The organism is Streptomyces sp. NPDC054047, assembly GCF_055585065.1.
The window spans coordinates 337,134-359,287 of the sequence record NZ_JBVJKV010000003.1 but is presented as its reverse complement, the minus strand read 5'-3'; the positions used below and the strand labels follow the sequence as shown (position 1 = coordinate 359,287).

Below are 22,154 nucleotides of genomic sequence, written 5' to 3'. Positions count from 1 at the left end.
GGGAGTCAGTCGTCGGCGAGCCCGTCCTCGTACGCGGCGAGCGTGTCGACGAACAGCTTCCGTTCGGCCGCCGTCAGCGGGGCGAGCGCCTTGCGCCAGGCGACGGCGCCGCGGCCGAGCCAGCCGTCGATCGCCGCGCGGCGGTCGTCCGCGATGCTGACGATCTTGCGCCGGCGGTCGACCTCGTCCTCCCGCCGCTCCAGGACCCCCTTACGGCTCAGCTCGCCGACCATCAGGCTCACCGTCGTCGGGGCGACCTCCAGGCGGGCGGCCAGGTCGTTGACGCTCATCGGGCCGTCGAAGAGGAGGTAGGCGAGCAGCGAGAGGTGGCGGGGCGCGAGCGCGAGCGACTGCAGCTCTTCGGGGATCTTGATCCGCTTGACCCGCCCGACCATGCGCGGCATCAGCAGGAGCAGGGCCCGGACGGCGTCGTCGACCTCCGGACCGGCCTGGTCGCCGGTTGACACTCGCCACCCTCCTCAATAGCTTTGACCTCAAAGCTATTTCGCTTTCAAAGCAAACGCGCTTGCGCTGCCGATGCTATCGAAAGGGTTCACAGCCATGCCCGGGAAACACCCCGCAGAGCCCGCACAGCCCTTCTCCCCCGCCGCGTTCAACCAGCAGCTCATGGCGGAGTTCCGCGCAGGCGGCGGCCAGGTCGGCGGCATGTTCGCCGGCGCCCCGCTCGTCCTCCTGACCACGACCGGCGCCCGCAGCGGGCAGCCCCGGAGCAACCCCGCCGTGTACGCCCGCGACGGAGACCGGCTCCTCGTCTTCGCCTCCAACGGCGGCGGCGACAAGAACCCCGACTGGTACCACAACCTCCTGGCCGACCCACGGATCACCGTCGAGATCGCCGACGGCGAAGGTGGCATCGACCGCTTCCCGGCCACGGCCGAGCCCCTCCAGGGCGAGGAACGCGACCGCCAGTACGCGGCGCAGTGCGAGCGCGATCCGGCCTTCACCGCCTACCAGCAGGGCACGGCCCGCACCATCCCCGTCATCGCGTTGCACCGCCTGAGCGCGGCCGACCCGGCGCGCCATCGCGCGATCGCCGACCACTTGGTCCGCGTGCACGCCGAACTGCGCGCCGAACTCACCGCCTTACGCGAGGAGGCGGCCGAGCACCGGGCCACCGGCGCCGACCGCCCCGCACTGTCACTCGGCCACCAGCTCACGCGTCACTGCCTCACCCTCTGCGGCGCGCTCCACGAGCACCACACCAACGAGGACGGCGCCTTCACCGACCTGGAGCGCCAGTTCCCGGAGCTGGCCCCGGGGATCGCCAGACTCCGCGAGGAGCACAAGACGGTCGCTCGGACCCTGGCCGAACTGGAGGCGCTCGTCGCCGACCCGGACGCGGCCCCCGACCTGGCCGGCGAACTCGACCGACTCGCGTCGGGCCTCGAGGAGCACTTCGCCTACGAGGAGGAACAGCTCCTGCCCGCGCTGTACGGCACCCGCCCCTAGACCGCCCGTTCCCTGCCCTCCCAGTACGGCTCGCGCAGGCGGCGCTTGTAGAGCTTGCCGTTCGGGTCCCGGGGCATGACCTCGATGAAGTCGACGCTCTTCGGGCGTTTGTAGCCCGCCAACTGGCGCTCGCAGTGGGCCAGGACGTCGGCGGCGAGCGCGTCGCCCGCCTCATGGCCATCCGCCACCTCGACGACCGCCTTGACCTGCTCGCCCCACTCGTCGTGCGGGATGCCGAACGCGGCGGCGTCCGCGACGGCGGGGTGGGTGAGCAGCGCGGACTCGATCTCGGCGGGGTAGATGTTGACCCCGCCCGAGATGATCATGTCGATCTTGCGGTCGCGGAGGTAGAGATAGCCCTCCTCGTCGAGGAGCCCGAGATCGCCGACCGTGAAGAAGTCGCCGATGCGGTTCTTCTTCGTCTTGGACTCGTCCTTGTGGTACGAGAATCCGCCGGTGCTCATCTTCATGTAGACGGTGCCGAGTTCACCGGGCGGCAGTTGGTTGCCGTCGTCGTCGAAGACGGCCAGTTCGCTGATGGGCCAGGCCTTGCCGACGGTTCCGGGGCGCTTGAGCCAGTCCTGCGCGGTGGCGAAGGCACCGCCGCCCTCGCTGGCCGCGTAGTACTCCTCGACGCACTCGCCCCACCATTCGATCATCGCCCGTTTGACGTGGTCGGGGCAGGGCGCGGCGCCGTGGATGGCGTGGCGCATGGACGACACGTCGTACGCCGCCTTCGTGGCGTCCGGCAGTGCGAGCAGGCGGTGGAACTGGGTCGGCACCATGTGGGTGTGCGTGCACTTGTAGGTGTCGATGAGGCGGAGCATCTCCTCGGGCGTCCACTTGTCCATCAGGACCAGCGGGTGGCCGATGTGCAGGGCTGCGCCCGCGAATTGGAGGACCGCGGTGTGGTAGAGCGGCGAGCAGACGAGGTGCACGTTGCCGTCGAAGGGCTTGATGCCGAAGATGCCGAGGAAGCCGCCGAGGTAGGACTCCTCGGGGAGTTTGCCGGACAGCGGGCGGCGGATGCCGCGCGGGCGTCCCGTGGTGCCCGAGGTGTAGTTCATGACCCAGCCGAGCGTGCGGTCCCGGGGCACGGACTCCGGCTGTCCTGCGAGGAGTTCGGCGTACGGGCGGAAGCCCTCCATGGCGCCCACGGCGTACCGGTGGGTGGCGGGGAGCTTCGCCTCGTCGGCGGCGTCGGTCGCCGCTTGGGCGAACCGCTCGTGCGCGACGAGCACCTTCGCACCGGAGTCGGCGACGATCCAGGCGATCTCCGGTCCGACCAGGTGGTGGTTGACCGGGACCAGGTAGAAACCGGCCTGTGAGGCCGCCAGGTACGCGGTGAGGAACTCGACGCCGTTGGGCAGCACGACGGCGAAGGCGTCGCCGCGTTCGAGGCCCGCGGCGCGCAGCCCGTGGACGAGTTGATTGACCGCCGCGTGCAGGCGTCGCGCGGTCCACTCCTCGCCGTCGGGCGCGATCAGTACCGCACGGTCCGGGTCGGCCTGGGCCTGCGCCCAGAAGCCGTTGGGGGGCGTGCTGCTCATAGGGGCCTCTCCTCCGTCGTCTCGTCAGCCGCGTCCGGCGATGCGGTTCACGCGGTCGATGGCACGCTCGAATCCGCGGGTCAGCTCGTCGAAGACGGCCTGGACGCTGCGTTCGCTGTTCATCCGGCCGACGATCTGCCCGACGGGTGTGCCGAGCAGCGGCTGGACCTCGTACTTCTGAATGCGCGACACCGCCTCGGCGACCAGGAGCCCTTGCAGTGGCATGGGCAGCGTGCCGGGTCCGTTCGGGTCGTCCCAGGCGTCGGTCCATTCGGTGCGCAGCTGGCGTGCGGGCTTGCCCGTCAGGGCGCGCGAGCGGACCGTGTCGCCCGAGCCCGCCGCAAGGAGCTTCTCGGTGAGCGCCCGCGAGTGCAGGTCCGCCTCCGTCGTGGTGAGCCAGAGGGAGCCGAGCCACGCGCCCTGCGCGCCGAGCGCGAACGCGGCCGCGATCTGCTCCCCGCTGCCGATGCCGCCGGCCGCGAGGACCGGCAGCGGCGCGACGGCCTCGACGGCTTCGGGCGTCAGGACCATGGAGGCGATCTCGCCGGTGTGGCCGCCCGCCTCGTAGCCCTGCGCGACGATGACGTCGATGCCCGCCTCCGCGTGCTTGCGCGCGTGGCGTGCGCTGCCCGCGAGAGCGGCGACCAGGACGTCGTGGTCGTGGGCGCGCCGGATGACGTCGGCGGGCGGTGAGCCGAGCGCGTTGGCGAGGAGTTTGATCGGGTAGTCGAAGGCGACGTCGAGCTGGTTGCGGGCGACCTGCTCCATCCAGCCGGTGATGCGCCAGCCGGAGGCTTCGCCCTCGGCGAGTTCGGGTACGCCGTACTTGCCGAGGGTCTCCTGGACGAACTGCCGGTGTCCTTCGGGGATCATCGCCTCGACGTCGGCCTCGCTCACCCCCTCGACCTTCTTGGCGGGCATCACGACATCGAGCCCGTAGGGCCGGTCGTCGACGTGCTCCTGCATCCAGTCGAGATCCCGGGCCAGCTCGTCGGGCGCCGTGTAGCGGACCGCGCCGAGCACACCGAATCCGCCCGCCCTGCTGATGGCGGCGGCCACCGCGGGGAAGGGCGTGAAGCCGAAGATGGCGTGCTCGATCCCCAGTTTCCTGCTCAGGTCTGTCTGCATGGGCGCAGGATGCCGCAGCCGTCCGGACGACGGAAGAGATTTTCTGATGCAGTGTCAGATCTTTGCCAGGCGCCCGCGGTTGACAGGGCCGGGCAGTGACATGAAAGTTTCAGCAGTCTCTTGTGATCCCGAAAGATAATTTCAGCTCCGGAGCGTTCCAGGAGGGGGCACGGTCATGGCCGAGGACAGCGGGGCGGCGGACAGAGCGGGCGGTGGCGGTCTCAGCCGACGCCAACTGGGCGCGGGCGTTGCGGCATTGGGCGGCGCGCTCGCCCTTGTGCCGTTCCCCGCGGGTCCCGCCGCGGCGGTGACGGGGTCCGCGGCCGGCGCCGGGCGTCCGACGCTGCGGCCCGGCACCCCCGAGCGGGCCGGGCTGCTCGCCGGGCATCTGCGGCAACTGGTCGCCGACGCCGAGCAGTTCCTCGGCCCCTCGCCCAAGCACCCTTGGTACGCGGGCGCGGTCCTGCTCGCGGGCCGCGGCGGCACGGTCGCCCTGCACCGGCCCATCGGCAAGGCGGTGCGCTACGCGGCGTACGACGAGAAGACCGACACCGGCGTCGAGCTGCCGGCCGACCGGCAGATCGCGATGGCCGAGGACACGGTCTTCGACCTGGCCTCCGTCTCCAAGCTGTTCACCTCGCTGCTCGCGGTGCAGCAGATCGAGCGGGGGGAGCTGGAGCTGGAGGCGAAGGTCGCCTCCTACCTCCCCGACTTCGGGGGCGCGGGCAAGCAGGACATCACCATTCGCCAGCTCCTCACCCACACCTCGGGGTTCCGCGCCTGGATCCCCCTCTACAAGGAGCCCACGCGCGAGGGGCGGCTGCGCCTGATCTGGCAGGAGGCGCCGCTCAACCCGCCGGGCACCAAGTACCTCTACTCGGACCTGAACCTGATCTCGCTCCAGCTGGTCCTCGAAGAGATCACGGGCCTCGGCCTGGACGCCCTGCTCCACGACGAGATCACCGCTCCCCTCGGGATGCGCCGCACGCGCTTCAACCCGCCCGCGTCCTGGCAGCCCAAGATCGCCGCCACCGAGGACGCCCGCCTGCCCTGGTCGGGCCTGGACCGCGGCATGGTGTGGGGCGAGGTGCACGACGAGAACGCCTTCGCCTTCGGCGGCGTCGCCGGGCACGCGGGCGTCTTCTCCTGCGCCTGGGATCTCGCGGTCCTCGGCCGCACGCTGCTCAACGGCGGGGTCTACGGCCGCTCCCGCATCCTGTCCGCCGAGTCCGTGCAGCTGATGTTCACCGACTTCAACACCGCCTTTCCCGGCGACGAGCACGGGCTGGGCTTCGAGCTCTACCAGCACTGGTACATGGGCGCGATGGCGACACCGCGCACCGCGGGCCACACGGGATTCACCGGCACCTCCCTCGTCCTGGACCCCACGACCGACTCCTTCCTCGTCGTCCTCGGCAACTCGGTCCACCCGGTGCGCAGTTGGCGCTCCGGCTCCGCCCCCAGGGTGGCGGCGGCCAACCGCATGGCCCGCGCCGTCCCGGTCCGTCCCGCGCACGGGCGCACCGCCTGGTTCTCCGGCATGGCGAACGCCACCACGGCCACCCTGACGCTGCCGCCGCTGACCCTCACCACGGACCGCGCGCGGCTGCGGTGTTCGCTGTGGTGGGACACCGAGCCGGGCTCGGACCAGCTGCGCCTGGAGGCCTCGCGCGACGACGGCACGACGTGGCAGCCGGTGCCGTTCACGACGCAGCACAGGGGGTCGGACCCCCGGCAGCATCCCGACGGCACGGCCTCCGGCTGGTCCGGGCGCGTCTGGCACCGGCTGGCCGCGGACCTCTCCGGCCGGCGGGGTGAACGGGTGCGGCTGCGCTGGCGGTACGCGACGGACCAGCTCTACGTGGGGCGCGGCGCGTACGCCGACGGGCTGCGGGTCGAGGACGGCGGCCGTACGGCCTTCGACGAGGCACGGCCCGCCGACGCGGCGCGCGTCGAGGCGGTGGGCTGGACCTCGTCGGCCGACTGAGGGCGGGCCGGGAACCGAGGGCAGGCCGCAAGCCGGCCTGCCCGCCGCCCTACTCCCCCAGCGCCGCCATCGCCGCGTTGTGTCCGGGGATGCCGCTGACCCCGCCGCCGCGCACGGCGCCCGCCCCGCACAGCAGGACGTTCGCGTGCCGTGTCTCCACGCCCCAGCGTCCCGTGTCGTCCTGGGCGTAGGGGAAGGCGAGGTCGCGGTGGAAGATGTTGCCGCCGGGCAGGCGCAGGTCGCGCTCCAGGTCGAGCGGGGTCCTGGCCTCGATGCAGGGGCGTCCTTCGGCATCGGTGGCCAGGCAGTCGGCGAGCGGCTCGGCCAGGTGCGCGTCCAGCTGCGCCAGGGTCGACTTCAGCAGTTCGGCCCGTACGGCGTCGTTGTCGTGGGCGAAGAGGCGGGCGGGCGTGTGCAGCCCGAAGAGGGTCAGGGTCTGGAAGCCGCGCTCGGCGAGGTCGGGGGCGAGGATGCTGGGGTCGGTCAGGGAGTGGCAGTAGATCTCGGACGGCGGCGCGGCGGGCAGCTGTCCGGAGGCGGCCTGGGTGTACGCGGCCGCCAACTCGTCGTAGCCCTCCCCGATGTGGAAGGTCCCGGCGAAGGCCTCGTGCGGGTCGACGGAGGTGTCGCGCAGTCTCGGCAGCCGTTCGAGCAGCATGTTGACCTTGAGCTGGGCTCCTTCGGCCGGGGCGGGCGGCGTGTCGCCGACGAGCTCGGCGAGCTCCTGCGGCGAGGCGTTGACCAGGACGTGCCGGGCGGCGACGGTGGCCTCGCGGTCGGGCGTGCGGTAGGTGACCTCGGCCGTCTGCCCGTCCGACTCGATCCGGGTGACCTCGTGGTCGGTGGCGAGCTCGGCGCCCGCCGCGCGGGCCGCGGCGGCCAGGGCTCCGGTGAGCGCGCCCATGCCGCCGACCGGCACGTTCCAGTCGCCGGTGCCGCCGCCGATGACGTGGTAGAGGAAGCAGCGGTTCTGGCGCAGGGACAGGTCGTGGGCGTCGGCGAACGTCCCGATGAGGGCGTCGGTGAGCACCACGCCGCGCACCAGGTCGTCGGCGAACCGCTCCTCGATGGCGGCGCCGATGGGCTCCTCGAAGAGCGCCCGCCAGGCGGCCTCGTCACCGACCCGCCCACGCAGTTCCTCGCGCGTGGGCAGCGGTTCGGTCAGTGTGGGGAACACCTGCTCGGCGACCTGCCCGGTCATGGCGTAGAACTCCCGCCAGGCCTCGTACTCGCGCGGGCCGCCGGTGAGCCGTTCGAACGCGTCCCGGGTGCGTGCCTCTCCCCCGCCGACGAGCAGTCCGGCCGGTTGTCCGTCGCGCTCGGTGGGGGTGTAGGAGGAGACGGTGCGGGTGCGCACCCGGAAGTCCAGGTCGAGGTCCCGGACGATCTTCCGCGGCAGGAGGCTGACCAGGTACGAGTAGCGCGAGAGCCGGGCGTCGACCCCGGCGAAGGGGCGGCTGGACACGGCGGCGCCACCGGTGCCGGAGAGCCGCTCCAGAAGCAGGACGGAACGTCCGGCGCGGGCGAGGTAGGCGGCGGCGACGAGTCCGTTGTGACCACCGCCGACGATGACGGCGTCGTATCGATCGCGAGGAGGCATAGCCCTTGGTAACACGTGGAGGGCCCCGAAGGGACGCGGGGCACTGCGCGACCACCCACGACGCGCCGACAGGCGCCCACGGACCGAAACCCTCTGCTCTCCCCGCGCCTCAGTGCCCGCCGGAGGCCCGCTGCTGGCGCAGGGCCGCCACCCGCCGGTAGAGCTCGACCGCCTCGGTGCCGCGCCCGAGCTGTTCCAGGCAGTGCGCCTCGTCGTTGCGGCTGGCCAGGGCGTCGGGGTGGTCGGCGCCCAGGACCTGCTCGCGGGCGGCGGCGACCCGGCGGTACTCGGTCAGGGCGTCGGCCCAGCGGCCGAGCCAGCCCAGGCCCACGGCCACCTCGCGGCGGCTGACCAGGGTGTCGGGGTGGTCGCCGCCCAGGACGCGTTCGCGTATCGCGCACACGTCACGGGCCTCGGCCAGGGCTTCCTCCCAGCGGCCCTGGCGGCCGAGGTTGACGCCCAGGCCGTGCCGGGCGCGCAGGGTCTCGGGGTCGGCGGGGCCGTTCACCCGGGTGCGGTCGTCGATCAGGTCGCGGTACAGCTCAAGGGCCTCGCCGCTGCGGCCGAGCCTGCCGAGGCTGATGCCCACTTCATAGCGGGCGGCGAGGGTGTCGGGGTGGTCGGCGCCCAGCGCCCGCACGCGCGCGTCGGCGACCTCGCGGTAGGTCTGCAGCGCCTCGGGCCAGCGGCCCAACTGGCCCAGCGCGTAAGCGACTTCGTAGCGGGTGACAAGCGTGTCGGGATGTGTCTCGCCCAGGACGCGCGCGCGGGCCAACGCGACCTGGCGGGCCAGCTGGTAGGAGTCCTCCAGGCGGCCCAGCCTGCTGAGGTTGTACGCGAGGTTGTGCCGGCAGCGCAGGGTGTCGGGGTGGTCGGGGCCCGCGGTCCGCTCCCGGACGGCCAGGACCGACGTGTACATCTGGTGCGCCTCGAAGTGCCGCCCCAACTGCCCCATGACGTACGCCATCTCCTGCCGCGCGGCGAGCGTGTCGGGGTGCTCGGGGCCGAGCGTGCGCTCCCTGCCCTGTGCGACGCGGCCGTACTCGCGCAGGGCGTCGGCGGCGCGGCCGGTGCGGCTGAGCGTGAAGCCCACTTCGTAGCGGCTGGCGAGCGTGTCGGGGTGGTCGGGGCCAAGGGCGTGCTCCCGCTCGGCGGCCACCGCGCGGTGCACCTCGCCCGCCTCGGCCCACCGGCCAAGACGCCCCAGGCTCAGGCCCGCGTTGTGCCGGCTGACGAGGGTGGCGACCAGCTCCGGTGACGGGGTGGGCCGCTCGGGCTGCCGCGGGGTCGCGGTCCGGCGCGCGTCGGCGCGCGGGATCCACTCGCCGGTCAGGCCCGCGGCCGTGTCGGGCGGGGTGATCCGCAGCTCGGACGCGCCGTTCGCCTTGTGCCCGGTGGTCATGCCGCGCGTCCACGAGGGGAGCCGCGGCTCGCGCGAGGGCGGCTGCTCCGGGCGGCGCACCGGCGGGGTGACGACGGTGGGGACGTACGTGGGGACGGTGCGGCCGGAGACGATGCGGCGCCCCAGTTCGCGCGCGTCCCGGGGCCGCGCGTCCGGCTCCTTGGCGAGCAGGTCCAGGACGATCCTCTCGAAGTACTCGGGCAGGTCGTCGCGGTGCCTGCGCGGCGGCTCGGGCGCCGTGTCGCGGTGGCCGACGAGCACCGCCCAGGCGTCCTCCAGGTCGAAGGGCGGCGCCCCCGTGGCGATCTCGTACAGGACGCACCCGAAGGAGTAGAGGTCGCTGCGCTGGTCGACCTGGGAGCCACTGATCTGCTCGGGCGACATGTAGTGCGGGGTGCCCATCGCTATGCCCGTGCCGGTCAGGCGCGAGGTGAAGCCGATGTCGTGGCCGAGCCGGGCGATGCCGAAGTCGCAGATCTTCACCGTGCCGTCCGTGAGCCGCATGATGTTCGCGGGCTTCAGGTCCCGGTGCACGATGCCCTGTTCATGGGTGTACGCGAGTGCGGACGCCACCTGGTCGGCGATCTCCACGACGTCCGCGACGGGCAGCGGATGCTGTTTGTTGTCCTCCAGGAGCTGGCTGAGATTGCGCCCTTCGAGCAGCTCCATGACCAGATACAGGACGCCGTCGTGCTCCCCGAAGTCATGGACGACGGTGACGCCGCGGTGCTGCAGCGCCGCCGCGACGCGTGCCTCGCGCCGGAACCTCTCGCGCAGCACGCGCGTGAAGGACTGGTCGTGCTGGGGCCCCATCGGCTTGAGGCACTTCACGGCGACCCTGCGCCCGAGGGACTCGTCGCGGGCACGCCACACCTCGCCCATGCCGCCGCGCCCGATCAGGTCCAGCAGCCGGTACCGGCCCTGGATCAGCCTGGTGTCCGCCATCTCCCGCCGTCGCCCCCGTTGCTTCGCTTCGCCCTCCCCGGCCCGTCCAGTATGGCTGTCCGCCTGTCGAGTTTGTACGGGGCAGGCCGGGCGCCGGGCCCGAGCCTGGCCATGGCGCGCAGAATGTGCTTCGGGGGAAGTTGCCAGCGTAGACGTGCGGGAACGGTGCGCAGGATGGTGCCGGTGGTGACGAGTCGCCGGGTCACGGTGGCGGGCGGCGGGGCCGCCCTGCCGTAGAGCTCGTGGGCGTACGGCGGCAGCGCGGCGTACGCCAGATTCGCCACGCGCCGCCACAGCAGGGCGCGCGCCGGGACCAACAGGGGGTGGGTCGGCGGACGTTGGAGGAAGTCGTCGACGTCGCGCGCCTCGGGCCCCGCGGCCAGTTCGGGCCGCACCCGCTCGAAGTACGCGGCGAGCTCGGTGGTCGACGCCGGTACGTCGGCGGGGTCGAGGCCGACGAGCCGGGCGCTCTCGCGGTGTTCGTCGACATACCGGTCGGCGAGCTCGTCGGTCAGGCGGAATCCGGAGCGGCGTGCGACGTGCAGATAGGAGTCGATCTCGGCGCAGTGCACCCAGAGCAGCAGGCCGGGCTCGTCGACGCCGTACCGCTCCCCCGTGTCGGGGTCGGTGACCTTGATCATCGTATGGATCTTCCGCACCCGTGCGCCCGCGTGCTCGGCGACCTCGGTGGTGCCGTACGTGGTGGTGCCCACGAAGTTCGCGGTGCGCATGAGGCGGCCCCAGGCGTCCTTGCGGAAATCGGAGTTCTGCATGACGCCGCGGACCGCGCGGGGGTGCAGGGCCTGCAGATACAGGGCGCGGATACCGGCGACCCACATCATCGGGTCGCCGTGCATCTGCCAGGTCACGGACGAGGGCCCGAAGAGCCCCGGGTCGGCCGGGGGCCGGTCCGCCGCCCCCGGCTGCGCCGATGAGGATGTCTCGCGCATACAACCACCTCCTGACCGCAGGCTACGCCGCCGCTGCCGGGCTCAACCCGCCTTGAACACCTCGGGGTTGGCGCAGTGCTCCAGCGGCTCGCCGCGCAGGAAGCGGCCGACCTCCGCGGCGACGATGTTCGCGGCCGTGTGCGCGACCTGCCGGCTGCCGCCCGCGATGTGCGGGGTGAGGACGGCGCCGGGGGCGGTGAGGAGACGGGAGTCGGCGGGCAGGGGCTCCTCGGGGAAGACGTCGAAGCCCGCCCCGGCGAGGTGGCCCGAGTCCAGTGCGTCGCAGGCGGCTTCGTAGTCGAGCAGTGCGCCGCGGGCGCAGTTGACCAGGATCGAGCCGCGGGGCATCGCGGCGATCTGCGCGCGGCCGATCATGCCCTTGGTCTCGTCGGTGACCCGGGCGTGCAGGGAGACGATGCGCGAGCGGCGCAGCAGTTCGGCGAGGGAGACCTGCTCCGCGACACCGGCCAGCGCCTCGGGCCGCACGTACGGGTCGTGCACCAGGATCTCGGCGCCCATGGCGCGCAGGACCTTGGCGACCCGGCTGCCGATGGCGCCGTAGCCGATCAGGCCGACGGTCGCGCCGTCGATCTCGATGCCGCAGTTGTCGTAGTCGTAGTAGTCGCCGCGCCAGGTGCCCTCGCGCAGGGCGGTGTGGGTGTCGCCGACGCCGCGGGCGGCGGCGAGCATGAGTGTGAGGGTGTGTTCCGCGGTGGCGGTGGCGTTGCGGCCGGGGGCGTAGCAGACCGCCACGCCGTGCCGGGTCGCGGCGTCGAGGTTGGCGTTGACCGGGCCGCCGCGGCTGGTGCAGAACAGCTTCAGGTCGGGGCAGTTGGCGAGGATGCGCTCGGTGAGCGAGCCGTGCTCGGTGACGCAGACCTGCACCCCCTGGAGCGCCTCGATCATCTCCTCCTCGCTGCCGGACGCCTCGATGACCTCTCCGACCGGGCCGAACGGCGTGTGCGGCCAGGGGAACTGGAGCTCACGGACGTCCAGCGGCAGCTCCCCGGCGGCGGCCCGCACGGCCTCGGTGAACAGGCTCGGGCGGATGAAGTGGTTGCCGGCGGCGAGGACGGTGGTGCTCATGGGTGGGTCTCTCCTGAAGGGCGGTGGGGCGGGGTGGCCGGTCAGCGGATGTCGGAGGTCTGGTGCGTCGCGGGGGTGTTGAGCCGCAGCAGCGCGGTGTGTCCGTCCTCGATCCGGATCTCCGTGAGGGCGCCGTTGTACAGCTGGGGGAAGACCCGGCGGTAGTCGGCGAGCGGAATGCCCAGGAGGTGGCAGAGCAGCACCCGGACGAGGGTGGAGTGGGCGACGAGCAGGACCCTGCCGTGCGGCTGTGCGCGGGCGATGTCGGCCAGGCAGTCGGCGGCGCGTGCCGCGGCCTTGCGCGGGTCCTCGCCGCCGGGGAGGTGGTGGGCGACCGGGTCGTCGAGGAAGGCCGCCAGCTGCTCCGGGAAGCGCTCGCGCATCTCGTCCCTGGTCAGGCCGTCGCCCTCGCCGAAGTCGAGTTCGTTGAGCCGCTCGTCGACGCGCGGGGGCAGACCGCAGGCCTCGGCGGCGGGCGCGGCGGTGAGCCGGGCGCGGGAGAGCGGGGAGCTCCAGACGGCCGTGAGTTCGGCGGTGACGGCCCACTGGGCGAGCGCGGCGGCCTGTTCGCGGCCGTGCGGGGTGAGGGGTACGTCGGTGCGTCCCGCGTAGCGGTTCTCCGCGTGCCAGACGGATTCGCCGTGGCGTACGAGGATGAAGTCGGTCACTGCGCTGCCCTCCTGCGGGCGTGGTCGGCCACGGCCTGGTCGAGCCAGCCGCGGCGGGTGAGTTCGTCGATGAAGCGGAGATAGGCGGGGAGGTAGCGGGCGGTGCGGTCCGGCGACGGGTGGATCTCGGCACCGGTCCGGACCATGGCCGCGGCCGTCTCCTGGAGGCTCGCGCCGGAGGAGGTGGCGGCGAGCACCGCCATGCCGATGGCGCCTTCGGCCTGTTCGGGCAGGCGTACGGGACGTCCGAGGACCTCGGCGCGCAGCGTGCACCAGTAGCGGTTGCGGGCGCCGCCGCCGGTGAGGGTGAGGGGGCCGTCGACGGGGGCGCCGAGGTGGTCGAGGTAGTCGAGGCAGAGCCGTTCCAGGCAGGCGACGCCGAGCAGGTAGGCGTGGAACTCGGCGGCACGGGTGGGGACTTGGCCGAGGATGAAGGGTTCGGCCTGCGGGGCGCGGAAGGGGAAGCGTTCGCCGCCGGTGGAGACCAGGGGGTAGGCGACCGCGTCCGGGTCGAGCGCGGCGGCCTGAGCGGTGAGCGCGTCCAGGTCCTCGCCGGGGAAGTGCCGGGAGACGACTCCGGCGCCGCTGCTGGAGGCGCCGCCCGGCAGCCAGGTGTCGCCCGGCCCGCGGTGGCAGTACACGACGCCCGCCGGGTCGCGGACCAGGTGCGGGCTGGTGCCCTTGAGGACGAGGGTGGTGCCGAGCACCGCGTTCCATGCGCCGGGCTCCAGGGCTCCGGCGCCGATCTGGGCGGCGCAGCCGTCGGTCATGCCGGCGACCAGGGTGGTGCCCTCGGGGATGCCGGTGGCTTCCGCGGCCGCGGCGCACACCGTACCGAGCACGCTGCCGGGGCGTACGACGTCGGGCAACAGGCCCTCGGGCACGCCGAGTTCGGCCATGACCTTGTGCGGCCAGCGCTCGTCGACCAGGTGGTAGCCGGTCTTGAGGGCGTGGCTGGCGTCGGCGGCGACCTGGTGTCCGGCAAGTCGCCAGGTGACCAGGTCGACCTGGTGCAGGAGGCGGGCCCCCGCCCGGGACGCCGCCGCGTCGTGGTCCAGGAGCCAGGCCAGCTTCGGCAGCGCCCAGGACGGCTGCATGCTGCGGTAGCCGAGCTCGCGCCAGACCTCGCCGCCCGCTTCGTTGACGGTCGCCGCCTGGTCGGCGGCGCGCCCGTCGTCGTACATCAGGCCGGGCGTGAGCGGGCGGCCCGCGGCGTCGGCGAGCAGGATCGTCCCGGAGGTGCCGTCGACGGCGAGCCCGCGGACGCGCCGCGCGTCGAGTCCGGCCAGGGCCTCGCGGCAGGCGGCGGACAGGGCGGTCCACCACTGCTCGGGGTCCTGCTCGTGGCGTACGCCGTCGCGGTGGCTGGTCAGCGGCCGGGAGGCACTGGCGAGGAGCTGCCCGGTGCCGTCGACGGCGACGCAGCGGGCGCTCTGGGTGCCGAGGTCGAGGCCGAGCCAGATGCCGTCGAGGGGTCCCGGGGCGTGGTCGGCAGAGGGGGTCTCAGGCATGGATGTCTCCCGGGTCGGTGCGGTTGTCGTCGCCGTCGTCGCGCGGCCCCGCGACACTGCTCCCCTGCCATATCGCGCCGCCCCGCCGGCCGACCTCGCGGGCGATGGCCTGCCCGGTGCCGTCGAGGAGGGCGTCGGCGGAAGGACTCTCAGGCATGGATGCCTCCTGGGCCGATGGGGGAACGGTCGCCGCCCTGTGGGCTCCCGGTCGGCCCCGTGGCACTGCTCCCCTGCCATATCGCGCCGCCCCGCCGGCCGGCCCCGCGGGCGATGGCCTGCCCGGTGCCGTTGAGGAGGGCGTCGGCGGAGGAACTCTCAGGCATGGATGCCTCCTGGGCCGGTGGGGGAACGGTCGCCGTCCTGTGGGCTCCCGGTCGGCCCCGTGGCACTGCTCCCCCGCCAGACCGCACGGCCCCGCCAGCCGGCCTCGCGGGCGATGGCCCGCCGGTCGAGGAAGTCCTCGTACAGGGCGGCGTAGAACTGGGCGCGTTCCGTGTCGGGTTCCCACCTGCTCTGCATCCGGACGTACTTGGCGGCGGCGGTGTGCATGCTGCTCTCGGCGCCGGAGCGGACGAGGCCGGTCAGGAAGGCCCCCTTGGCGCCCAGTTCGGTGTCGCCGGAGCGGGCGGTCGGCACGCCCGTCGCGTCGGCGATCAGCGCGCACCACGCGTCGCTGTTGGCGCCGCCGCCGCACAGCCGCAGCTCGCTCACCTCCGTGCGGGCGGCGGCCAGCGAGTCGCGCAGGACCAGCGAGAGCCCGTCGAAGACGGCGCGGGCCAGGTCGGCACGGGAGTGTTCCAGGGACAGGCCCCAGAAGGAGCCGCGGGCGTGCGGGTCGAGGAAGGGCGCGCGTTCGCCGGCCGGGGAGAGGTAGGGCAGGAACAGCAGCCCGCGGGCGCCGGGCTCCGATGCGAAGGCCAGCCGCGCGAGGTCCGGCGGCCCGGCGAGGCCCAGCATCTGCGCGGCCCAGCCGAGGACTTCGGCGCCGTTGAGGGTCGGGAAGGCGCGCAGCACCCGCTCGCGGCCTCGGTAGGCGATGTTGATGCCGGAGGGTTCGCCGCCGGTGTCCACGTCCGTGCGGACGATCTCCGTGCACAGGGTGGTGCCGAGGATGCTGCACGCCTGGCCCGGATTGACCACGCCGACGCCGCGGGCGGTGGCGGCGATGTCGTACGGGGACATCACGACCGGAAGACCGGCGGGCAGCCCCAGTTGGCCCGCGGCCTCGCCGGTGATCTCGGCGATCCGCTCCGACTCCCCGAGGACGGTCGGCAGGAGGCGGTGGTAGGCGCTCAGGCCGAACAGGTCGAGGATCCGCGGGTCGTAGTCGCCGGTGGAGTGGTCGAGGAAGGGGGCGGAGGCGTCGGATTCGTCGCAGGCGCGGACACCGGTGAGGCGCAGGAAGAGCCAGCCCGCGGCGGTCAGACAGGTGCTGGAGCGTGCGAGGCGGTCCGGGTCGTGGGCGGCGAGCCAGCTGAAGAGGGCGTTGGGCATGCCGGCGCAGGTCAGCGATCCGTTGCGGCGGAAGGCGGCTTCGAGTACGCCGTCGCGCTGCCAGGCGGTGAGCAGGTCGCCGGCCCGGCCGTCGGACCACAGGATCGCGGGCCCGGTAGGGCGGCCGGCCTCGTCGACGAGCCAGGCGCCGTCGCCCTGGGCGGTGAAGGACACCAGCCAGACGGGGTCGCCGAGGCCGGAGAGCACGCTGCGGACAGTATGGACGACGGCGTTCCAGACGGCGTCCATGTCCTGCTCCGCCCAGCCGGGGTGGGGCCGCAGGACTTCGGTGGCGAGCCGGGAGACGGCGATCTCCTTGCCCTGGTCGTCGAAGACGACCGACTTGATCATCGTGGTGCCGACGTCGATGGTCAGTACGGACATCAGGTCAGTCCTTTCACACCGGCCGAGGCGGTGGCGGGCGCGGCGGTGGCGGGCGCGGCGTCCGGCGCGGCGTGCTCCGGCGCGGCGTGCTCCGGTGCGGCGGTGTCCTGCGGGGCGCCGGTGTCCTGCGCGGCGCCGTCCGCCGGTGCCGCGCCCGCGTCGTCCGGCAGCTTCAGGAAGAGCGCGAGCACGGTGCTCACCGCATGCATCCCCGCGAATATCCAGACCACCCCTGTGACGCCGAGCGGCCCGACGAAGACGGCGACGACCGCGGGGCCGATGAACGTGCTGGCGCCCGCGCCGAGGTTGAGCGCGGCCAGCGCCTGCCCCTTGTGCCGCGGCTCCAGCGAGGGCACCAGTGCCGAAAGCGGTACATACCCGGCCAGCGTAGCGCCGTAGAAGGCGGCGGCCAGCAGCGCGAGCGGGAAGTTGTCGCCCGCCGCGTTCGGCACGTAGAAGAGGAGCAGCGTGCTGACGGTGCAGCCCGCGCCGCCGAACCAGGCGATGGTGCGGCGCCAGCCGAACCGGTCGCCCACCACGCCGAACAGCAGGTTGGCGAAGATATTGGTCGCGAACATCGCGCTGAGCAGGTGCAGCCACTCGGTGAGGCTGAAGCCGACCGTCTTCGTGAAGTGGATCGGCATGATGACGAAGAAGCCGAACTGCGAGGCCGTGTTGATGACCCGGGCGAGCGAGCCCGCGCCGACCCGGGGATTGCGCCACAGGACCGTGACGCTGCCGACGAGCGTGGCGAGCGGCCCCTCGGTCTCGCCCCGCGGCCGCTTCCCGCCCCCGTCGTCGCGGACGAGGAGCAGGGCGATCAGACCGCCCGCGGCCACCAGGACCAGCGCCGACCACAGGGTGGCGTAGGCGCCGATCTGCGGGATGAGTCCGCTGGCGACCAGCGAGCCGAGGGTGGGCAGGCCGCCGGTGAAGGCGAACCAGAACCAGCCCATGGCCGTGCCGAGCCGGGCGCACGGCGCCACCGAGGCGATCCAGACCAGGAACCCGTAGGCGAACAGCGGGTAGCCCAGGCCCCGCAGGCCGTACCCGAGCATCATCAGCGGATAGCTGGTCATGGGGATGGCCAGGACGAGGAAGAGGAGCTGGAAGACGCCCCAGATGCCCAGGCCGGTCCACATGACGCGGCGCGGGCCCCACAGATCGGAGAGGACGCCGGAGAGCCAGGCGGCGATGGCCGCGGCGGCTCCGTAGACGGTGAACAGCAGCGCGACCCGGGGCTGCGAGATGCCCTCGTCGATCAGGTACGGAGAGAGATAACCGGACTCGACCCCGTCCCCGATCATGAAGAGGAGCAGCCCGAGGTAGCCCCAGGCGAGGGTCGGCGGAATGCCCAGGCGTGTGATCAGCGAACGCGGAGGAGGGGTCGGAGGAGTCGGCATCGGCTCTCCCCTTTCTGCGGCGGCGGCAGGAGGGACGGACGAGCTGATGGAACAGCTGGCCGGAAAGACGAGTCAATGGCGGCCGGAATCTTCCCATCGGGGCGGCGACCTGCCGTGTTGCGTCGAACCGGAGCCGCTCGCCGACGCCGCGCTCCGCGGGCGGGGCGCGTTAGATCCGTGCGAACATAACGCGGCGAGTTCACACACGTGCCACCTGCGGGCCAGGGCGCGGATACCGGAGGGAGCGCTGCGATGGACCGGGTGGAGGCCCAGGAGGAGCGGCGGCGGCAGCTGCGGGAGGCCGTCATCGGGCGCGGCTTCGTGCGCACCGCGGACCTCGCCGAGGAGTTCGGCGTCAGTCTGATGACCGCGCACCGCGATCTGGACGCCCTGCAGGCACAGGGCTGGCTGCGCAAGGTGCGCGGCGGTGCGACCGGGCTGCCGTCGGCGCAGTTCCACGGCAGTGTCGCGGAGCGGATGGCGACCATGGCGCAGACCAAGCAGCTGCTCGCTCGGGCCGCCGCGACGCTGCTGGTGCCGGGTCAGACGGTGCTGCTCGACGACAGCACGACCTGCCTGCTGCTCGCGCACCAGACCACCGAGCACACCCCGCTGACCGTGATCACCAACTCCCTGCCGGCCATCACCACGCTCGCGAAGGAACCCGGCATCTCACTGATCACGCTGGGCGGTGCGTACTTCCCGGCGTACGACGCCTTCATGGGCCTGCACACCGCGGACGCGGTCCGTGCCTTCCGCGCCGACGTCCTGTTCATGTCCACGACGGCCGTCACCAACGGCCGCTGCTACCACACCTCGCCGGAGACCGTGCAGGTCAAGCGGGCGATGATGGAGTGCGCGGCGCGGCGGGTACTGGTCGCGGACCACACCAAGTTCTGCAAGGACGGTCTGTACGCGCTCGCGCCGCTCACCGACTTCGATCTGCTGATCGTGGACGACGGCCTTGCGGCGGAGCAGGTGCGGGCGGTGCGCGCGGCCGGCACCGAGGTGATGGTGGTGCCTGCCCGCGATCGGTGACGCGCCCGTCGAGGGGTCAACTCCGGTCCGGACCGGGCAGATCCGCGGTCAGGTAGGAGATGACCATGTCCCCCAGCATCGTCCGGTAGTGCTCGCGGCGCGAGACCTCGGTGAGGTCGCGGCCGAAGAGCGTGCGGAAGGTGTGCCGGTTGGAGACCCGGAAGAAGCAGAACGAGCTGATCATCGCGTGCAGGTCGACGGCGTCCACCTCGGCCGCGAACACGCCCTGCTCACGCCCGGCTTCGAGGATCGAGGCGATGACGTCGATCGCCGGCGAACTGAGCGAGGCCAGACTCGGCGACGCGGCGATGTGCTGTGCCTCGTGGATGTTCTCGATGCTGACGAGGCGGATGAAGTCCGGGTGCGCCTCGTGGTGGTCGAAGGTGAGCTCGGCCAGGCGGCGGATGGCGGCCACCGGGTCCAGATGCCCGACGTCGAGCTGCTGCTCCTCGTACCGGATGACCTTGTAGGCCCGCTCGAGGACGGCGGTGAACAGCCGGTCCTTGCTGCCGAAGTAGTAGTAGATCATCCGCTTCGTGGTCCGCATGCGGGCGGCGATCTCGTCCACCCTGGCCCCCGCGTAGCCCATGCGGGCGAACTCCTCGGTGGCCACATCGAGGATCTCCCCCTGCGTACGGGCCGCGTCCCGTGTTCGCTTGGCAGGCGGGGACGGCGGGGGGACGGCGGCGGCCATGCGGCTCCTCAGGGCGGACTCATCGGCGCCGGTCAGTCTAATGCTGGTGCTGATGGCGGCTAATGCTGATGAAGGTGCTGGGCGGCCAGCCGTACGGCCGCGTTCTGCGCTCCGTAGCCCCGGTAGCCGCCCGTGCGCTGCACCAACTCGAAGAAGACGCGCCCGACGGTGGCGGTGTAGCAGTGGAGGAACTCCCCGTTCTCGTCCCGGTCGTAGAGGATGCCGAGCTCCGCGAGGGTGGCCAGGCGCTCGGGCTCCAGCTCGTACCGGGCGGCGAGGTCGTCGTAGTAGTTGGCGGAGATCGGCAGCAGGCCCGTGCCGCTGTCCAGGACGCGCCGGGCGGCGCCGACGATGTCGTCCGTGGCCAGCGCGATGTGCTGGAGGCGGGCGCCCTCGGCGTCCGGCGCCGGGGCGATGTTCAGGACGACGCGCACACCGCCGTCGGGGGACGCGACGGCCCGGCTGCGTACGAGGCCATAGGGATCGGCCAGATCGAGGCTGCCGTCCGCCTCCAGGCCCAGCACGCCCAGGTGGAACAGCGCTGCCTCGTCGAACTGGTGCCAGGGCTGGGTGAGGGCGATGTGGTCGATGCGGCGGACGGCGGCGGCCGGTTCGCGCCGCTGCGGCGGCACGGCACGCGCCGGCAGGTCGGTGAAGTCGCCTCTCCAGCTGGGGTGGTCGGGCTGGTCCGTGCGGCAGAAGAAGACCTCCGTGCCGTCGGGTGCGGCCACCGCGTCAAGCGGTGCGTCACGTGCTGCCCGACGGCGCGGCACCACAGGTGCGAGCACCGCCTCGGCGCGCCGCGCGGCCCGGTGCGGTTCGGGGGTCTCCACGCCGATGGCCGTCAGCGCCGGGTCCTGACGACGGCCGCTGACCCCGGTGTTGAGCAGGATGCGGGCCTCCCCCTGTTCCCACAGCTCGACCGGCTTCCAGGTGTGCCGTGCGGTGTGGGCGAAGCCGAGGGCGTCGAGCACTCCGCGCAGCGGTTCGGTGTCGGCCGCGGTCAGCTCGGCGAAGGCGAAGCCGGAGGGCACGGCCGCGGCGGGGAGCGTGGACAGGCCGGCCGATTCCTCCAGGAGGAGCAGCGAGCGGAGCGCGTCGAGGGCGGTGGATGCCGCTCCCGCCTGCCGGAAGACGTCGTTGAACACTTCGAGCGACAGGGGCCCTTGGTATCCGGCCCCTACGGTGGCGGCGACCAGCGGGGCGAGGTCGAAGCCGCCCTGGCCGGGGAAGCAGCGGTAGTGCCTGCTCCACTGGAGGACGTCCATCGCCATCAGCGGTGCGTCCGCCAGCTGGAGGAAGAAGATCTTCTCGCCGGGGATGTCCGCGATGCCCTTGGGGTCGGAGCCGCGGGAGAGGATGTGGAAGCTGTCGAGGCAGGTGCCCAGGGCCGGGTGGTCCGCCTGATCGACGATCCGCCAGGCGTGGTCGTACGTGCTGACGTGCCGGCCCCAGGCCAAGGCCTCGTAGGCGATGCGGATGCCGTGGGCCGCCGCCCGGTCGGCGAGCAGCCGCAGTTGCTCGGCGGCGAGCGCGTCGTCGTCGACCGCCTCGGGGGCGACGCTGGAGCAGACGAGGAGCAGGTCCGCGCCCAGGCGCTCCATCACGGCGAACTTGCGTTCCGCGCGGCGCAGATTGCGGGCGAGGACGTCGGCGGGGACGGCCTCGAAGTCGCGGAACGGCTGGTAGAGGTCGATGCCCAGGCCCAGATCCGCACAGCGAAGGCGTACCTCCTCGGGGCTGAGCGGCCCGCCCACCAGGTCGTTCTCGAAGATCTCCACGCCGTCGAATCCGGCGGTGGCGATGGCGGTGAGCTTCTCGGACAGCGGGCCGCTGAGCGAGACGGTGGCGATCGATTTACGCATGATGTCCTCCTGTGAGGCCGGTACGAGGCCGGTTACCAGAGCGGCATGAGGCCGTATCAGGCCGGGAAGGCGGCCAGATCGCCGAGGTCGGCGAGCATCGGCCCGGTGTGCGGTTCGAGCCCGGTGAAGAGCCGGAAGGCGTCGGCCGCCTGGAAGACGGCCATACCGCCACCGTCGAGGGTGCGGCAGCCGACGGCACGGGCCTCGCGCAACAGCTCGGTCTCCAGCGGCCGGTAGACGACTTCGGCCACCCAGAGTCCGGGCCTGAGCAGCGTGACCGGCAGGGGCAGGCCCGGGTGCGCGACCATGCCGGTCGGTGTGGCGTGGACGAGCCCGTCCGCGGCGGCGAGGCGCTCGGCCATCGCCCCGGTCGGCGCGGACACCGCGCGGCCGGGGCCGAAGCGAGCGGTCAGTGCGGCGGCGAGGGCGGCGGCGCGGGCCGGGTCGGTGTCGACCAGGGTGACCCGGTCGACGCCGAGGTTCAGCAGGGCGTGCGCCACGGCGGCGCCCGCACCGCCCGCGCCGAGCTGCACGACGTCGCCGGTGGGCGCGTCGGCCAGGCCGCGGGCGAAGGACTGGGCGAAGCCGGTGGCATCGGTGTTGTGCCCGATGGCACGCCCGTCCCGGAAGACGACGGTGTTCACCGCGCCGAGTTCGGCGGCATCGGGGGCGAGTTCGTCCAGGTGCTCGATGACCAACTGCTTGCAGGGGTGGGTGATGTTCAGCCCGTCGAAGCCGAGGCTCCGGGCGGCGTGCACCAGGTCACCGACGGCCTCGGGCGCGACGCCGAGGACGTCGATGTCGAGGGTGCGGTAGACCAGGCGCACGCCGTGCCGGTCCGCCTCGCGTTCGTGCAGGGCGGGGCTCAGCGAGGGGCCGATGCCGGAGCCGATCAGGCCGGTGAGGTACGAGGTCATCGAGTATTCCTGGGGGTCGGCTTGGCACGGTCGTTCACGATGGCGCGGTGGGCGCGGCCGGT

Annotated in this window: 19 protein-coding genes; 3 read left to right on the top strand and 16 right to left on the bottom strand. The window is 72.8% G+C overall.

Annotated elements, in window-relative coordinates; genetic code table 11:
- Positions 1–5 precede the first annotated feature (5 nt).
- Positions 6–404, bottom strand: coding sequence for a MarR family transcriptional regulator (locus tag ACZ6ZP_RS13365; RefSeq protein ID WP_383817148.1), 399 nt, complete (start codon positions 402–404; stop codon positions 6–8).
- Between the two features lie 157 nt (positions 405–561).
- On the opposite strand from ACZ6ZP_RS13365, the gene ACZ6ZP_RS13360 reads away from it, so the two are divergent.
- On the top strand, positions 562–1,470 hold the full coding sequence (locus tag ACZ6ZP_RS13360; protein ID WP_361472855.1) for a nitroreductase/quinone reductase family protein: 909 nt from the start codon (positions 562–564) through the stop codon (positions 1,468–1,470).
- Here the strand turns inward: ACZ6ZP_RS13360 and ACZ6ZP_RS13355 are convergent.
- Together ACZ6ZP_RS13355 and ACZ6ZP_RS13350 are read right to left on the bottom strand one after the other, a co-directional pair.
- Positions 1,467–3,020 (bottom strand): acyl-CoA synthetase, encoded by a 1,554-nt coding sequence (locus ACZ6ZP_RS13355; protein ID WP_469406792.1) that lies wholly within the window; start codon positions 3,018–3,020, stop codon positions 1,467–1,469. The two genes, ACZ6ZP_RS13360 and ACZ6ZP_RS13355, sit on opposite strands and share 4 nt — an antisense overlap.
- Before the next feature lie 24 nt (positions 3,021–3,044).
- Entirely contained in the window at positions 3,045–4,148 is a 1,104-nt protein-coding gene (locus ACZ6ZP_RS13350) for an NAD(P)H-dependent flavin oxidoreductase (RefSeq protein WP_469406790.1), read from the bottom strand.
- Between the two features lie 175 nt (positions 4,149–4,323).
- Between ACZ6ZP_RS13350 and ACZ6ZP_RS13345 the strand changes: the two genes are divergently transcribed.
- Positions 4,324–6,135: a serine hydrolase domain-containing protein gene (locus ACZ6ZP_RS13345; RefSeq protein ID WP_469406789.1), complete on the top strand. Its 1,812-nt coding sequence runs from the start codon at positions 4,324–4,326 to the stop codon at positions 6,133–6,135.
- 49 nt (positions 6,136–6,184) lie between these two features.
- On the opposite strand, the gene ACZ6ZP_RS13340 is transcribed toward ACZ6ZP_RS13345, so the two are convergent.
- The 10 genes from ACZ6ZP_RS13340 to ACZ6ZP_RS13295 form a co-directional block, all read right to left on the bottom strand.
- On the bottom strand, positions 6,185–7,735 hold the full coding sequence (locus tag ACZ6ZP_RS13340) for a phytoene desaturase family protein (protein WP_469406788.1): 1,551 nt from the start codon (positions 7,733–7,735) through the stop codon (positions 6,185–6,187).
- Between the two features lie 109 nt (positions 7,736–7,844).
- A complete protein-coding gene (locus tag ACZ6ZP_RS13335) occupies positions 7,845–10,082 on the bottom strand; it encodes a serine/threonine-protein kinase (protein ID WP_361472868.1) in 2,238 nt (745 codons plus the stop codon).
- Positions 10,064–11,032, bottom strand: a complete 969-nt coding sequence (locus tag ACZ6ZP_RS13330) for an oxygenase MpaB family protein (RefSeq protein WP_469406787.1) — start codon at positions 11,030–11,032, stop codon at positions 10,064–10,066. Before ACZ6ZP_RS13330 ends, ACZ6ZP_RS13335 begins: the two co-directional genes overlap by 19 nt.
- 42 nt (positions 11,033–11,074) lie before the next feature.
- A complete protein-coding gene (locus ACZ6ZP_RS13325) occupies positions 11,075–12,118 on the bottom strand; it encodes a 2-hydroxyacid dehydrogenase (RefSeq protein WP_469406785.1) in 1,044 nt (347 codons plus the stop codon).
- Positions 12,119–12,159: 41 nt separating this feature from the next.
- Positions 12,160–12,786 (bottom strand): histidine phosphatase family protein, encoded by a 627-nt coding sequence (locus tag ACZ6ZP_RS13320; protein ID WP_361472875.1) that lies wholly within the window; start codon positions 12,784–12,786, stop codon positions 12,160–12,162.
- Positions 12,783–14,297 (bottom strand): FGGY-family carbohydrate kinase, encoded by a 1,515-nt coding sequence (locus ACZ6ZP_RS13315; protein WP_469406784.1) that lies wholly within the window; start codon positions 14,295–14,297, stop codon positions 12,783–12,785. The genes ACZ6ZP_RS13320 and ACZ6ZP_RS13315 overlap by 4 nt, the downstream gene beginning before the upstream one ends.
- Positions 14,290–14,454 carry a hypothetical protein gene (locus ACZ6ZP_RS13310; protein WP_469406783.1) on the bottom strand — a complete coding sequence of 55 codons (165 nt, stop codon included), beginning with the start codon at positions 14,452–14,454 and terminating at the stop codon, positions 14,290–14,292. Before ACZ6ZP_RS13310 ends, ACZ6ZP_RS13315 begins: the two co-directional genes overlap by 8 nt.
- Positions 14,447–14,620 carry a hypothetical protein gene (locus ACZ6ZP_RS13305; protein ID WP_469406781.1) on the bottom strand — a complete coding sequence of 58 codons (174 nt, stop codon included), beginning with the start codon at positions 14,618–14,620 and terminating at the stop codon, positions 14,447–14,449. The genes ACZ6ZP_RS13310 and ACZ6ZP_RS13305 overlap by 8 nt, the downstream gene beginning before the upstream one ends.
- Positions 14,613–16,175 carry an FGGY family carbohydrate kinase gene (locus tag ACZ6ZP_RS13300; RefSeq protein WP_469406780.1) on the bottom strand — a complete coding sequence of 521 codons (1,563 nt, stop codon included), beginning with the start codon at positions 16,173–16,175 and terminating at the stop codon, positions 14,613–14,615. Before ACZ6ZP_RS13300 ends, ACZ6ZP_RS13305 begins: the two co-directional genes overlap by 8 nt.
- Positions 16,175–17,578 (bottom strand): MFS transporter, encoded by a 1,404-nt coding sequence (locus ACZ6ZP_RS13295; RefSeq protein ID WP_469406779.1) that lies wholly within the window; start codon positions 17,576–17,578, stop codon positions 16,175–16,177. Before ACZ6ZP_RS13295 ends, ACZ6ZP_RS13300 begins: the two co-directional genes overlap by 1 nt.
- A gap of 252 nt (positions 17,579–17,830) precedes the next feature.
- Here ACZ6ZP_RS13295 and ACZ6ZP_RS13290 point away from each other — a divergent pair, with 252 nt between their 5' ends.
- Entirely contained in the window at positions 17,831–18,616 is a 786-nt protein-coding gene (locus ACZ6ZP_RS13290) for a DeoR/GlpR family DNA-binding transcription regulator (protein WP_351157226.1), read from the top strand.
- A 16-nt stretch (positions 18,617–18,632) separates the two neighbouring features.
- On the opposite strand, the gene ACZ6ZP_RS13285 is transcribed toward ACZ6ZP_RS13290, so the two are convergent.
- From ACZ6ZP_RS13285 to ACZ6ZP_RS13275, 3 genes are read right to left on the bottom strand one after another with little or no spacing between them, the layout of a single operon-like run.
- The gene (locus ACZ6ZP_RS13285) at positions 18,633–19,310 is read right to left on the bottom strand and encodes a TetR/AcrR family transcriptional regulator (protein ID WP_351157229.1); all 678 of its coding nucleotides are present in this window, start codon (positions 19,308–19,310) and stop codon (positions 18,633–18,635) included.
- Between the two features lie 59 nt (positions 19,311–19,369).
- Complete coding sequence (locus tag ACZ6ZP_RS13280) at positions 19,370–21,175, bottom strand: bifunctional sugar phosphate isomerase/epimerase/4-hydroxyphenylpyruvate dioxygenase family protein (RefSeq protein WP_469406778.1); 1,806 nt, start codon at positions 21,173–21,175, stop codon at positions 19,370–19,372.
- 56 nt (positions 21,176–21,231) lie between these two features.
- Positions 21,232–22,092, bottom strand: a complete 861-nt coding sequence (locus ACZ6ZP_RS13275) for a shikimate dehydrogenase (protein WP_351157233.1) — start codon at positions 22,090–22,092, stop codon at positions 21,232–21,234.
- Positions 22,093–22,154 lie beyond the last annotated feature (62 nt).

Excerpts from the sequence above, each read along its gene's own strand:
- ACZ6ZP_RS13290 (WP_351157226.1), top strand. The coding sequence starts at position 17,831 with ATGGACCGGGTGGAGGCCCAGGAGGAGCGGCGGCGGCAGCTGCGGGAG.
- ACZ6ZP_RS13310 (WP_469406783.1), bottom strand. The coding sequence starts at position 14,454 with ATGCCTGAGAGTCCTTCCGCCGACGCCCTCCTCGACGGCACCGGGCAG.
- ACZ6ZP_RS13355 (WP_469406792.1), bottom strand. The coding sequence starts at position 3,020 with ATGAGCAGCACGCCCCCCAACGGCTTCTGGGCGCAGGCCCAGGCCGAC.
- ACZ6ZP_RS13330 (WP_469406787.1), bottom strand. The coding sequence starts at position 11,032 with ATGCGCGAGACATCCTCATCGGCGCAGCCGGGGGCGGCGGACCGGCCC.
- ACZ6ZP_RS13340 (WP_469406788.1), bottom strand. The coding sequence starts at position 7,735 with ATGCCTCCTCGCGATCGATACGACGCCGTCATCGTCGGCGGTGGTCAC.
- ACZ6ZP_RS13335 (WP_361472868.1), bottom strand. The coding sequence starts at position 10,082 with ATGGCGGACACCAGGCTGATCCAGGGCCGGTACCGGCTGCTGGACCTG.
- ACZ6ZP_RS13280 (WP_469406778.1), bottom strand. The coding sequence starts at position 21,175 with ATGCGTAAATCGATCGCCACCGTCTCGCTCAGCGGCCCGCTGTCCGAG.
- ACZ6ZP_RS13285 (WP_351157229.1), bottom strand. The coding sequence starts at position 19,310 with ATGGCCGCCGCCGTCCCCCCGCCGTCCCCGCCTGCCAAGCGAACACGG.
- ACZ6ZP_RS13345 (WP_469406789.1), top strand. The coding sequence starts at position 4,324 with ATGGCCGAGGACAGCGGGGCGGCGGACAGAGCGGGCGGTGGCGGTCTC.
- ACZ6ZP_RS13350 (WP_469406790.1), bottom strand. The coding sequence starts at position 4,148 with ATGCAGACAGACCTGAGCAGGAAACTGGGGATCGAGCACGCCATCTTC.
- ACZ6ZP_RS13360 (WP_361472855.1), top strand. The coding sequence starts at position 562 with ATGCCCGGGAAACACCCCGCAGAGCCCGCACAGCCCTTCTCCCCCGCC.
- ACZ6ZP_RS13295 (WP_469406779.1), bottom strand. The coding sequence starts at position 17,578 with ATGCCGACTCCTCCGACCCCTCCTCCGCGTTCGCTGATCACACGCCTG.
- ACZ6ZP_RS13300 (WP_469406780.1), bottom strand. The coding sequence starts at position 16,175 with ATGTCCGTACTGACCATCGACGTCGGCACCACGATGATCAAGTCGGTC.
- ACZ6ZP_RS13315 (WP_469406784.1), bottom strand. The coding sequence starts at position 14,297 with ATGCCTGAGACCCCCTCTGCCGACCACGCCCCGGGACCCCTCGACGGC.
- ACZ6ZP_RS13305 (WP_469406781.1), bottom strand. The coding sequence starts at position 14,620 with ATGCCTGAGAGTTCCTCCGCCGACGCCCTCCTCAACGGCACCGGGCAG.
- ACZ6ZP_RS13325 (WP_469406785.1), bottom strand. The coding sequence starts at position 12,118 with ATGAGCACCACCGTCCTCGCCGCCGGCAACCACTTCATCCGCCCGAGC.
- ACZ6ZP_RS13275 (WP_351157233.1), bottom strand. The coding sequence starts at position 22,092 with ATGACCTCGTACCTCACCGGCCTGATCGGCTCCGGCATCGGCCCCTCG.
- ACZ6ZP_RS13365 (WP_383817148.1), bottom strand. The coding sequence starts at position 404 with ATGCCGCGCATGGTCGGGCGGGTCAAGCGGATCAAGATCCCCGAAGAG.